Origin of the sequence: Clostridium sp. CF012, from assembly GCF_018861755.1 — a bacterium.
In the GTDB taxonomy this organism is placed as follows: Bacteria; Bacillota; Clostridia; order Clostridiales; family Clostridiaceae; genus Clostridium_AD.
This window is the reverse complement of record NZ_JAHLEF010000060.1, coordinates 1-13,201: the sequence shown is the minus strand read 5'-3', so window position 1 is coordinate 13,201 and position 13,201 is coordinate 1. Positions and strand designations below refer to the sequence as shown.

The following is a 13,201-nucleotide window of genomic DNA, read 5'->3' as shown; positions in this document are numbered from 1 at the left end:
AAGAATACACAGTAGCATCGGTTATATATCCCCTCAAAAATGTGAAGATTTAGCTAGGACAACCGCATAAAAAGTTCAACTTTTTGTGTCTAAGATATTGACATAGATCCAAAGCTGCGACTATTAAATTTAGTGCTTTTAACTCTGTCATGTACTTTTGTAGAAACGATAAACATTTTTTTTCATTTAGCAAATCGGTTATAGTGATATCCTTAGGCATCTCATGCTCTAAATATATATCAAAATTATTCTTGAGTTTGTTCATAGCAATACTGTCCATTTTTATCCACCCTTACAATGAATTACGATTTTTAATCAGCAAATAAATAAAGAATGGTGCGCCTATACCGGATGTAAATACCCCTACTGGAATATCTAACGGTTGGAAGGCAGTGCGCGCTATCCAGTCTGCAAGTACGACTAATATAGCCCCGATGGCAGCTGTGGTAACAAATAGAAGTGACGTATGATGACGCACAATTCTTCTTGAAATATGTGGTGTAAGCAAGCCAACAAAACCGATTCCTCCAGCCACCGAAACCGATAATCCACAAAGCAATGCACTAAGAAGCAAAAATAGTATTCTAAATCGTTTCAAATTTAGCCCTAACTGCTGGGCAACTAAATCACCATAACTGTACAACTCAAACTTACGCTTCCACCACATAATAATTAAAAATAAGAAAATAAACGATACGAGGATTGCTATTGTTTGAATCCAATTGACACCATATAAGCTTCCTGTCATCCATAAATATACGCGTTCAGATGAAAATGAAGCCGACGTCATGAGAATATACATAACGAGCGCATCTGAAAGTGATGCTAACCCGATGCCAATTAACACAATTCTATTTGCGGTAATCGACGGATGCAGTGAAAAAAGATAAATAATTAAAAATGTAATAATTGCACCAATAACAGCAAAAATTGGAGTCCATTGAATACCCATTGAATCGCTAAAATAAGTTAAAAACAATACTGCACTTACAGAAGCGCCACCTGTGACACCAATGACGTCCGGTGAAGCAAGCGGATTTCGAATGATCCCTTGCACAATTAAACCAGCTACAGCTAGTGATGCTCCCACAATCATTCCCGACAAAACACGAGGCATCCTTAATTCCCCTAATACAAATTCATTCTCAATAGTTGCTAAATTAAAGGTATAATCAATCACTTCATGAAACGATATAATGTCGGTGCCAAGCATAAGCCCTAACAAAACGACTAACAATAAACAAACCAATACCACTATGGTTTTATATATATCTTTTTTTACCATGAAAAATGATAATTTCTCATTTTTAGACCGAACTATCCATCGATTATCCACGTGTACGTCCTCCTTTAAATGCGATATAAATAAAGAAAGGTGCTCCGATAAATGATATAATCACACCTAAAGGAATCTCCGAAGGTGGATTTATAAGCCGTGTACTAATATCTGCCACCAGTAAAAATATGCTTCCGAGTAAGATAGAATAGGGTGTCAACCAGGCATAGCTATTCCCGACAAGTGATTTAGCCAAATGTGGAATAATCAAACCTACAAACGCAACATTACCTATTACCGCAAGGGAACCACCAGCAAGCACAACCATTAAAATTAGTAACGTCAATTTCATTAACATCACGTTTTGCCCTAACCCTTTGGCAATGCTTTCGCCAGACGCATAAATGTTCATAGACCGTCCTAAAAAACACGTCGCAATGAGAGCAATAAGTAAGAACGGCAAAATAGATAAAATCATATCTAAAGTCCGACCACTAATAGTTCCTGACATCCAAAACAAGACGTCATTCATCCCCTTTTGATTCATTAACAAAATGATTTGAGTAAATGAGACAAACATCGCATTAACGGCAACCCCAGCTAAAATAATTTTCACAGCAGTAGTACCTGAATAACTTAAAGAGCCGAGCAAATAAACTAGAATAGCCGCTACTAGAGCTCCTAAAAAAGCGAAATATACAATAATATTTAAATCCGATACTTTGAATATAACAACAAAGAGTACAATAAAGAAAATCGTTCCAGAATTAATTCCGAGCACACTAGGAGAACCTAACGGATTACGCGTAAGCAGCTGACTAATAACACCAGCAACCGAAAGCGAAGCCCCAGTAATTACCGCAATCACCATCCGTGGAAAACGTTCTTTCCAGATAATGATATGAGTTAAATCTTGTACATCAAAGGACGTTACCATGCTGTAAATATCAGTCAACGTATAATGCGTACTACCGAACATCAAACTCGATAGCATACAAACCAGTAATAAAACCATTAACAAAACTAAGCCAATCATCTTCCCCTTATCTTTCTTTACGAGTAGTAGCATTTAATCTCCCTTCATAGTTTTGACTTCGTCTAATATTACAGAAAATTAACCTGCGTAAGTGATGGACATATATTGGTCATCACTTACACAGGTTCACTATTGTTTGAGGCTATCACTTATTTTTTCAATTTATAAATGTCATATAAGCTATCAAGCATTAAGTGTGCTGATTTATACCCAGCACCTGTACTCCAGTACACTTCATCAACTTGAAAAACCTTATCGTTTTTCACAGCATTAAGCTCTTTCCAAAGCGGATGATTTGTCCACTCTTTATAGTTTCCCTCAGCTAGCTTCGAATCTTTAGAGGCATTAAAGTTGAAGATCGTATCAGAGTTAAAATCAGGAATACGTTCCTTAGAAGTGATTTTTTCTCCCCAATCATTACCCTTATAACCTGCCGGACTTTCAAGCCCTTCAAAGCCTAGCTCTTTTAAAATAGATCCGCCATAACTATTATAATATAAACGCATATGATCCGAGCGGAAGTTTGTAATGGTCGCTTTCATTGGTAATTTATCTCCCATTTGAGATTTAAAATCTTTTACGCGATCATCCCACTTAGCTAATAATTCAGTTTTTTTATCTTGTTTGTTTAATGCATCAGCTATTAAATTCAATGTATCTTTCCATTCGTAAACTGTATCGTCCATAACAGTTGGGGCGATTTTAGATAATTGTGAATAAATTTTCTCATGACGATACTTAGAAGCAATAATTAAATCTGGCTTCAATTTAGAAATTTCTTCTAAATTAGGTTGCAACTCTTGTCCAACAATTATTGTACCTTCTAAATCAGATTTTAAATAATCATAAATTGGTTTTTGATCCCATGATTCAACGATACCAACAGGCTTTACACCAAACGCCACCACTGTATCATTAGCGCCTTGATATAAGGTTACTATTCTTTTAGGCGTACCTTTAATCGTTGTCTCTCCCTGAGCATGCTTAACAATGCGCTCCTCTTCAGATGAAGGTGCCGCCTTCTCCTTACTTGTGTTTGTCGTTGACTTGTTGCCACACCCAGCTACAAGTAGCATCACTGCCATAAAAGAAAACATAATAGAAAATAACTTATTATTACGAAACATATGTACACTCCTTTTTATCCTTAACTGTAATGATTATCATTATCATCTATCTTACCATTACTTAAAGAAAATGTATAGTGACATTTTTCAATCTTTCCGATTTTCCTATATATTAACTAACTCAAAAGTATTATAATAGTCATTAATTAACGGTGCCGTTGACATTATCAATTTATGAATCTTACTATAAATTTTAAGGAGATGTTATAAATGGAACTAAACGAAATCATGGATGAACTGAAGTCCCTTGGTAAAGAACGTACGAAAAAAATTTACATGAGCAATGGTGCGAAGGAGCCTGTTTTTGGCGTAAGCATAAGCGCTATGAAGCCGATTTTCAAGAAAATAAAATACAACCAGTCTTTGGCAGAGCAACTTTATGAAACAGGAAATTATGATGCCATGTATTTAGCAGGTATGATAGCTGAGCCAAAGAAAATGGTGGAAGAAGATTTTAATAGATGGATAGATGGCGCTTATTTTTATATGATTTCGGACTTCATTGTAGCAGTAACCCTTGCCGAAACAGATATTGCCTTTTCCGTTGCCGATAGCTGGATTGATAGCGGAAAAGAATTAACAATGTCGGCTGGCTGGAGTTGCTACGATTGGCTACTAGGCACTCGTAAAGACAGTGAATTTGACAAGGATAAACTTTTGGCAATGCTTAATAGGGTGCGTGACACGATACACAACCAGCCAAACCGCGTTAAATATGCTATGAACAATTTTATTATTTCTGTTGGCATTTCGTATTTACCGCTTCATGAAGAAGCAAAGAAAATTGCGGAGGAGCTAGGAAAGGTAGAGGTCTTTATGGACAAAAAACTCTATCAGACGAATGTTGCAATAGAATATATTCAAAATGGAGTTGATAAAGGAAAACTAGGATTTAAACGTAAACATGTAAGATGTTAAAGTATCTATAATTTTAAGTATAAAAATCTACGTTATCACATAAAGCCTATTTTATAGAGAAATCTATGAGGTAGGTTTTCTCTAATTGATTGGAATGTTTAAATACAATTTATTGATAAAAAAAAATATATATAGTATCCATTTTTGATGTATTCTATAATCTTCTCATATTTTAACAATCTAAGTGATTCCTTTACTTTTGTACTAGCACAGATAGTGATTTTGTTTATTGATATCTAGATTATACTATTATACTATAAAATTAAAAGGTCATAGAAAGCAAATAAAAAGGAGAGGTAATTATGTTAATTAAAGCAGCTGTTATTTATGAAAAGGGAAACGAATTTTCAATAGAGGATGTAGAATTAGCAGAACCAAAATATAATGAGGTGCTTGTAAAAATTATTGCTACAGGAGTGTGTCACACAGATGCTGTTGTAAGAGATCAATTGATCCCTACACCTCTTCCTATTGTGTTAGGGCATGAAGGTGCAGGAATTATTGAAAAGCTAGGACATGGAGTAACTGGTTTTGAAGTAGGTGACCACGTAGCTATATCTTTCAGTTCATGTGGATGTTGTAATAATTGTTTAGAAGGTCATGTGTATTTATGTGAGAATTTTAATGAACTTAATTTTGGTGGAATAATGAATGATAAAACTACACGTTTATCGAAGGATAATAAAGATATTTCAACACTTTTTGGACAATCATCCTTTGCGACTTACTCAGTAGTGAATGTTAGAAACATAACAAAGGTAGATAAAGATGTTGATTTAAGATTAGTAGGCCCTTTAGGCTGTGGGGTACAAACAGGGGCAGGAACAGTTCTTAATAGATTAAAGCCAGAGTTTGGTTCATCAATTGTAGTATTTGGATGTGGATCTGTTGGATTCAGTGCTATTATGGCAGCAAAATTGACTGGTTGCAGTAAAATCATAGCAGTGGGAAGAAATGCAGAAAAATTAGAGCTGGCAAAAGAACTTGGCGCAACACATGTAGTAAATAGTAAGGAAGTTACTGATGTTGTAGCAGAAATTAAGAAAATAACAAATGGTGGAGCTAATTATTCCGTTGAGACAACGGGAATACCTGAAATCGTTAATCAATCACTTTATGCGTTAAGAGCATTAGGAACATGTGCCATTTTGGGAGTAAGCGGTGATGTTAATATAAATGTATTTAATGCATTGATGGGTGAAGGAAAATCTATGATTGGGGTAATAGAGGGTGACTCAGTACCTCAAGTATTTATACCTAAAATGATTCAATATTATAAATAAGGAAAATTTCCTTTTGACAAGCTAGTTAAATTCTATAAATTTGAAGATATTAATAAAGCATTTGAGGATGCTAATAAGGGATTAGTAATTAAGCCAATTTTAGTAATGAATGAATAATTATCATTTTTATTATTAATAATGAACTACATGATAATAAAGTTTACAATGGAGATACTGTTGAAGTTTTATATCCAAAGGGACATAACAAGATAATAAAGCTTCAAAATTTTATTTATATAGGGGCGATTTAGCATGATACTATCAAAAAGAGCAGAACAAATTTCACCATCAATAACTCTAGAAATTACAGCTAGAGCAAAAAAAATGAAAGCAGAAGGCATGGATGTCATCATATTTGGAGCAGGGGAACCTGACTTTAATACACCAGAAAATATTCAAAAGGCTGCTATATCAGCAATTAAAAGTGGATATACAAAATACACTTCAGCATCAGGTATAGATGGGTTAAAGACTGCGATATGTGGAAAATTTAAAAGAGATAATAATTTAATATACTCTAATTCTCAAATTATGATTTCAACTGGAGCTAAGCAATGCCTGTCAAATGTCTTTCAAGCAATTTTAAATCCAGGAGATGAGGTTATTGTTCCAAAACCATATTGGGTTAGCTATCCAGAATTAATTAAACTTGCAGATGGAGTACCAGTGTTTGTATCTGGTAATGAAGAAAATGATTTTAAATATACTGAAGAATTATTAAAAAGTGCCATAACTTCAAAAACTAAAGCAATTCTTATAAATAGTCCTAATAACCCAACTGGTGCAGTATATAGTAGAGATGAGTTATCCTTAATTGCAGATTTGGCAAAAGCTCATGATTTGATATTAGTATCTGATGAAATATATGAAAAATTTATTTATGATCATTCTAAATATACAAGCCTAGCAAGTATAAGTGATGATTCTTACAATAGAACTATTATAATACATGGTGTTTCTAAAACATATTCAATGACTGGTTGGAGAATTGGATATGCAGCTGGAAATGAAAAGATTATTAAATTAATGTCTAATATACAAAGTCATACTACAGCTAATCCTAATTCTATAGCACAATATGCAGCAGTAGAGGCATTAAATGGAGAACAAGATTCGGTAGATTTAATGGTTGAAGAGTTTAAATGCAGAAGAGATTATGTAGTTAAAAAAATAAATTCTACAAATATACTTTCATGTGTAAAGCCAGCAGGAGCCTTTTATATTATGGTTAATATATCTAAAATGCTTGGTAAAGTAATAGATGGGACCAAAATTAATAATTCAATGGATTTTTCTAATATACTTCTTAGCAAAGAAAAAGTAGCAGTAATTCCTGGTGAGGGATTTGGTGTAAGTAATTATGTAAGAATTTCTTACGCAACATCAATGGAAAATATTAAAGAAGGTATAGAACGGATAATTAATTTTACAGAAGGTTAATAGTAAATTTAAATATACCAAGCTACTATATTTTTTGGCAAATAATAACTTCCAGTTATTGTTATGTACCCTAGAGGTCATGACATAAACGGGAAGTTTTTGCTTTATATAAATTAGCTATGAATTTTTTAACATCTACAGAAGGTAAATATTTTACTTTGACTGTGGATGACATTAAAGTTAAGCTATATATTAACTAACTCAAAAGTATTATAATAGTAATGGAAAGAAATAATTTTGTTATTTAATATAAACTAAATAAATATTAAGGATTAGAGGTAGTTGTTATGAATTTTATAAGTGTAGAAGCTTTTTTAAGTATCGTCGAGACTAAAAGCCTATCGAAAGCCGCCGAAAAACTATATTTATCTCAATCGACTATCAGCCACCGTCTTAAAATCCTTGAACAAGAGCTTAATACAGAGCTTGTTCTACGTAAGCGGGGACAAAGGGTTATAACCCTTACCCCCAAGGGGGAAGAATTTATATTAATTGCAAAGCGGTGGATGTCTTTATGGAAGGACACTCTGGTATGGAAAGCGCAAGATTCACTGCATAAATTAAATATTGGTAGTGTAGATAGTTTAAATGCTTGTGTGTTTTCCTCCCTTTACAATAAACTTATACGAAGTGATAGCCCAATGATTGTCAAAGTTAGCTCTCATTGGACTGTTACAATCTTTAATCTTATTGAAAGCCATGAAATTGACGTAGGATTTGTTTTATGGTTGCCACAATCGAAAAATATACTATGTAAACCTGTGTTTAAAGAGAGGATGGTCTTAATATCTTTAATCGAATCTAATTTCCCAGAAGCTGTTCATCCAAAGGATCTAAATCCAAGGAATGAGATTTTTTTAGATTGTGGAACTAGTTTTGAGAAATGGCATGATTATTGGTGGGATCCTTCAAAACGAGAGTATTCAACTGTAGATACTGCAGCATTACTTATGTCATTTTTGGACTTTCCCAATCTTTGGTCGATTGTGGCCATATCAATAGCAAGAACCTTTGCGAAAATAAAACCAATTCAAATTTCTGAGCTTTTAGATTCTCCACCTGATCGTGTATGTTATCAGATAACCCATAGATATCCTAAACCGAGTAGGGTGAAATCTTTGGAAATGTTTGAAGAACATTTTGATAACTTCAAAAAAAGCGATACATTTAATTCGCTAATTAAATAATAAAATTAAAAGCCGACTAAGGTTAATTTCTACCTAAGCCGGCTCATTTAATCCCTTATGCGAACTTACAATCAATGCCCTGTACCAGCAATAGCTGGGAAAGCTCTTCAGTAATTTTCAAAAATTTGTCGATATCTTCTATAGTGTGGCAATGTAACGGAGATACTCTCACTACATCACCCATACCAAAGGATTCTAGCATTCTTACAGAATATGAAGAGGCCACAAGTCTTTCAAAAACAACTACTCCTCTTTTTTCATACTCATAGACAGCTTGCTTAGAACCTAAATCGTCAAAACCTATTGCCATAATGAAGTCTCTAGTAGAAAGATCTTCATAATCTAAGAAAACCTTGACCCCCTTAATATTTCTAAGACCAGTTACATTCAGAGAGCCATTAAGTAAACGATACATTAATGCCCTTTCGTGCATATTGATCCGGTTCATACCCTCCACATACAATTCTCGTCTGTCCTTGGAATCTATAAATGTTTCGCCTATCCAGCAGACATAGTTAACTATTTCTGATATTGCAGCAAAATGAGCTGGAGCAGGACTTCCAAGTTCCCATTCACCTTCGGGTTTTGCAATGAGCTTGCTGTGAGGTAGCTTCGCTGCTCTTTCAGACATATAGCCTATTCCAAATCCCCTGGGGCCGAAAAATTTGTATGGGGCAAAGTTAATTGCATCCACTGGAGTCTTTTCAAGGTCTATAGCCCCATGAGGTGCATGTTGTACAGAATCACATACAATATATAAATCAGGCTTTATTTTTCTGCATTCTTTTACAATAGATTCTATATCAAGAACAGCACCAGAAACATTGGAAGCATATATAACACTTAACAAACATGTATCCTTGTCAACTAGCTTTGTAATTTCGTTAACATCAACTCCACCTGTTACTGAATTAGTTTTTGCTACCCTTACTTCTTTTCCTGTTTTTTTAGCAAAAGTTACTATAGAATCAAATGCAGATGGGTGTTCTAATGCAGTTGTAACTACATTAGTCCCTGGTACATCTTCAATTATAGCTCTTGTCATTTCAAAAATTGCCATTGAAGCTGTCAAAGATGTTATCAAGCTTCCTGATTTTGTATTAAATATTGTTTTTATATCTTCATAAGCTTTTTCCTGTATACTTAAAAGCCATTTCGCAGTACGATTTGAATGTTCAGGACAGTCAGGCAACTCATCAATTTTCTTAAATATTTCATTTGCAGTTTTTAACCTTAATGCACCCCCTGCATTATCAAAGAAAATTCTTTTTTCATGAGAAATAGGGTCGATATCTATATTATAAAATTTTTCTTTTATTTCATTTGAAAGATTGTCATCAAAAAGTTGTCCTTGATTAATTTTATCGTTCATAATATATACCTCCAATATTTTTTTAATAAATTACAGTAACACAAACAATGCTTATACACTACTAAAATAACCCTGTTGTTAAATATTTGTGTTTTGATTACTAAGTTTGATTTTAGGTTGAGCTGCATCGGGTTTAAACATATTCTCCGATCTAGCAATGCAAAGCGTACTAACTACATCACCTGTAACATTAAGGGTCGTGTGTCCCATATCAAGAACTCTGTATATTCCAGCAATAAGTCCAACTATATCAATTGGAAGGCCCATGGTATTAAGAAGCATTATGGTTAAAACTATTCCACCACCTGGAATTCCAGGTGCACCAACGGAAATCATGGTTGCAAGTATAATAATCATAAATTGCTGAAAAAATGACATCTCTATACCATATATTTGTGCAACAAAGATTACTGCAACTGCAAAGTAATTGGCTGCACCATTCATATTCATAGTGGCGCCAAGTGGGAGTGTAAAACTTGCTAATTCACCTTGAACATTAAATTTTTCTTCTGTTACTCGAATTGTAACTGGCAGTGTTCCTGAGCTACTGGTAGTACTGGCTGTAACCGCCCATATTTCAGGAATATGCTTGAAGAATTCCTTAATACTAACCTTTGCTATGAATTTCAACATGATTGTATACATTACTACGATAATGAGTGTAAGACCAATGTAGTCTGCTAGTATTAATTTACCTAATGGTCCAAATATTTTAAGACCGTATTCCCCCACAGCAGTTGCAATGAGTGCAGTAACTCCTATAGGTGAAAACTCCATCACTATTGATGTTAATTTATACATAATTTCAGTTCCAGCATCGCAAAAATCTTTTATCGGTTTTGCTTTTGCACCTACTATTGTCATGGCTACTCCAAAGAATAATGCGAAAATAATTATTTGCATGAGATTCGCATTAACTAAAGCTTCTACTGGATTTGTTGGTACCATGTTAAGCAAAGTATCCATAAACTTTGGTGCTACCGTCGCCTCCACCTTTCCAGTCGTAATTAGATTCATTGAAAATCCTTTACCTGGATTGATTATATTGGCAACAATTAACCCAATAATCCCGGAAATGAGTGTGGTTATTATATAATATAATAATGTTTTACTTCCCAGTCTTTTAAGTTTCTTAATATCTCCTATGCTTGCTACTCCGCCGATAATAGAGAATAATACAAGAGGAACAACTATCATCTTAATCAATCTTAAAAAGAGATCTCCAAGTGGTTTAACAATCATAATCTTTTCTTTGAAAATTACACCAAGCAAAATGCCTAAACCAAAACCAATAAAAACTTTTGTTGCTAATTGCATTTTTTTAATTTTTTTCATATAATTTACTCCTCTCAATAGTTGTATTAATAATCTTACTTATTTAAATTAAGAATTTATCAACACCCTTGAATCTGTGACAATCAACAGATTACATGAAGAACATATCATCTGTTGTAAAGCTTTACAGGTGTCCTTTGAGTAATTCTCTCAGCCAAGTTCTCATTGAACTGCATAATTATCTATATGAGTGTAATTAGGTCGTATTGAAACTTTGGTTCAGAGATGTAGAACCACTTATGATTTTAAATGTAACTGATGCATTTTTATTAAACAGATATTAATAAAATACATTACTCTAATTGATTATTATTTGTATTTGCGCAAATACAAACAATATTCTGACGAATTCGTTCTGTTTATATTATATTACGTTTATAAATATAATAAAAATGAATAATATTGTTTTATAATTGCAACTAAATAGATATTAATGATAATTAGAGGGAGGTGTTATAAAATTTATAAATGAAGAAGCTATGATTGGGTAATATAAATTTTGAAAATATTAGAATAATAAAAACAAAGATAAATTAATAGTATAATTAATAGTATAATTAAGTAAATAGATAATGTAAACCTGAACTATTATTAAAGGGGGAGGAATTAATATGTTAAATAAAGAACTATGTATTAAGCCGATGACTATAAAAAATTATTCTGAAATCTATGAAATGTGGTGTAATATTCCAGGAATTGGACTAAGTGAGTCTGACTCTGAAGAATCTATTTCAAGATATTTAAAAAGAAATTTAAATTTATCATTTGTATACTATAAAGATAATAAAATAGTTGGATCTATCCTTTGTGGACATGATGGAAGGCGTGGTTATATACATCATACTTGTGTATTACCTGAATACCGAGGTCAAAGTATAGGAAGGATTTTGGTTGAAAAAGCACTTGAAGAACTTAAAAATCAAGGAATAGATAAATGTCATCTTTTTGTTTTTTGTGATAACGAAGGAGGAACTGCTTTCTGGAGTAAATTAAATTGGATAAAGCGATCTGACTTATTTATTTATTCTAAAAAATGCTAAGTTATTTATAAAGTACGTTATTACGTTTGGACCAAAAATACTTTCCTAGTATACAATAAAAAGGGCTTATCTTATGGCAACCCGTTCCGTTATGAAGTGCAAAAGTAGTCAAAACTTATAAAACACCATGGTATTTCACTAAGAAATCACATGGTGCTTTTTTGCTGATATTACTAGGTTAAGGTTAGATTTTGTTATAAAATCACATCTAATAAAACAATAAAATCACACATATTTTAGAAGTGTAATAAACTTATTACATATTTAAAATATGTGTTTTAAAGGTGATAGTATACATAAGAACATTATGGATATGCAATACTAAAATGTATTATAATTCTGAATATTCAATATTTATGTTATAATTAGGATATAAATAAACTGAAAATTATTGCAAAATTGTAGAGTATTGCGAAGTGAATATTAATCGTATGATATAAAGGAGGAACTACATGAAATGGAAGTTATTAATTGTTGCTTGTGTTCTAACAATCATATTTACCATTAGTTGGAACAACATAAGAAAGCATAACATAGAAAAACAGAAGGTAGGGGAGTCTACTAAACTAACACTTGAGATAGTAAAAAATTTATCGAAAAAAGGAGGCAAGTTGTCTTGGGAAGACTTTCAAATTTATAATGGTAAAGATATTGGAAGTGGTTTATACATTATGTGGTATCCAATAGATGATAAGTACCACCTACTAATAGGTGGAGGAAGTCCCAAAGAGAAACCTATGTATATATATTTGGAATATAAAGATATTAACGATACTGAAAAACGTATTGATATTCGATATGATAATATAAACAAATTCATAAACTAAATTATTGAAGAATATCTTAAATTGTTAGTTAATCGTAAATCCACGATATTGAAAGAATTCATAATAATATTAATAAAATAGCAGGAACAAATCCCTACTATTTTTAATGTTAATATTTATGTGATTTTATATGTGATTATTAGTGCAAAAAACAAGAATTTTTTATATTTTGCACCTCTGAATGGAACGGGTTGATCTTATGGTAGGGTCTTTTTATTGCATACCAGGAAAATACCCCCTATCTAAGGAGAGGCCACTGAAAAACTATAAGAAACGTCATCAATTTTGAGATGACGTTTTTTTTGAGCAATTTTTTAATTCAAAAAGGATTTTTGATGTTTATGTCGAATATGTATAGTA

Annotated in this window: 12 protein-coding genes and 1 pseudogene; 7 read left to right on the top strand and 6 right to left on the bottom strand. The window is 32.7% G+C overall.

Going from position 1 to position 13,201, the window contains the following annotated elements:
* Positions 1-49 precede the first annotated feature (49 nt).
* The 4 genes from KPL50_RS25640 to KPL50_RS25625 form a co-directional block, all read right to left on the bottom strand.
* Complete coding sequence (locus KPL50_RS25640; protein WP_216301323.1) at positions 50-280, bottom strand: hypothetical protein; 231 nt, start codon at positions 278-280, stop codon at positions 50-52.
* A gap of 12 nt (positions 281-292) precedes the next feature.
* Positions 293-1,336 carry an iron ABC transporter permease gene (locus tag KPL50_RS25635; protein WP_216301322.1) on the bottom strand — a complete coding sequence of 348 codons (1,044 nt, stop codon included), beginning with the start codon at positions 1,334-1,336 and terminating at the stop codon, positions 293-295.
* Positions 1,329-2,345 carry an iron ABC transporter permease gene (locus KPL50_RS25630; RefSeq protein ID WP_216301321.1) on the bottom strand — a complete coding sequence of 339 codons (1,017 nt, stop codon included), beginning with the start codon at positions 2,343-2,345 and terminating at the stop codon, positions 1,329-1,331. The genes KPL50_RS25635 and KPL50_RS25630 overlap by 8 nt, the downstream gene beginning before the upstream one ends.
* Positions 2,346-2,461: 116 nt before the next feature.
* On the bottom strand, positions 2,462-3,439 hold the full coding sequence (locus KPL50_RS25625; protein ID WP_216301320.1) for an ABC transporter substrate-binding protein: 978 nt from the start codon (positions 3,437-3,439) through the stop codon (positions 2,462-2,464).
* 210 nt (positions 3,440-3,649) lie between these two features.
* Between KPL50_RS25625 and KPL50_RS25620 the strand changes: the two genes are divergently transcribed.
* From KPL50_RS25620 to KPL50_RS25605, 5 genes and pseudogenes are all read left to right on the top strand, one after another.
* Positions 3,650-4,357 (top strand): DNA alkylation repair protein, encoded by a 708-nt coding sequence (locus KPL50_RS25620; protein WP_216301319.1) that lies wholly within the window; start codon positions 3,650-3,652, stop codon positions 4,355-4,357.
* Positions 4,358-4,659: 302 nt separating this feature from the next.
* On the top strand, positions 4,660-5,640 hold the full coding sequence (locus KPL50_RS25615) for an NAD(P)-dependent alcohol dehydrogenase (RefSeq protein ID WP_309245220.1): 981 nt from the start codon (positions 4,660-4,662) through the stop codon (positions 5,638-5,640).
* A 252-nt stretch (positions 5,641-5,892) separates the two neighbouring features.
* Positions 5,893-7,080 (top strand): pyridoxal phosphate-dependent aminotransferase, encoded by a 1,188-nt coding sequence (locus tag KPL50_RS25610; RefSeq protein WP_216301318.1) that lies wholly within the window; start codon positions 5,893-5,895, stop codon positions 7,078-7,080.
* A 287-nt stretch (positions 7,081-7,367) separates the two neighbouring features.
* Positions 7,368-7,547: pseudogene (locus KPL50_RS28050) on the top strand (LysR family transcriptional regulator); the annotation flags it as partial.
* Between the two features lie 39 nt (positions 7,548-7,586).
* Positions 7,587-8,267: a LysR substrate-binding domain-containing protein gene (locus KPL50_RS25605; RefSeq protein WP_253200817.1), complete on the top strand. Its 681-nt coding sequence runs from the start codon at positions 7,587-7,589 to the stop codon at positions 8,265-8,267.
* Positions 8,268-8,322: 55 nt separating this feature from the next.
* Here the strand turns inward: KPL50_RS25605 and KPL50_RS25600 are convergent, their stop codons facing one another.
* A complete protein-coding gene (locus KPL50_RS25600) occupies positions 8,323-9,639 on the bottom strand; it encodes an aminotransferase class V-fold PLP-dependent enzyme (protein ID WP_216301316.1) in 1,317 nt (438 codons plus the stop codon).
* Positions 9,640-9,717: 78 nt separating this feature from the next.
* Complete coding sequence (locus tag KPL50_RS25595) at positions 9,718-10,974, bottom strand: dicarboxylate/amino acid:cation symporter (protein ID WP_216301315.1); 1,257 nt, start codon at positions 10,972-10,974, stop codon at positions 9,718-9,720.
* A gap of 611 nt (positions 10,975-11,585) precedes the next feature.
* Between KPL50_RS25595 and KPL50_RS25590 the strand changes: the two genes are divergently transcribed.
* Entirely contained in the window at positions 11,586-12,014 is a 429-nt protein-coding gene (locus KPL50_RS25590; RefSeq protein ID WP_253200816.1) for a GNAT family N-acetyltransferase, read from the top strand.
* Between the two features lie 452 nt (positions 12,015-12,466).
* A complete protein-coding gene (locus KPL50_RS25585) occupies positions 12,467-12,841 on the top strand; it encodes a hypothetical protein (protein ID WP_216301314.1) in 375 nt (124 codons plus the stop codon).
* The last annotated feature ends 360 nt before the right edge of the window (positions 12,842-13,201 follow it).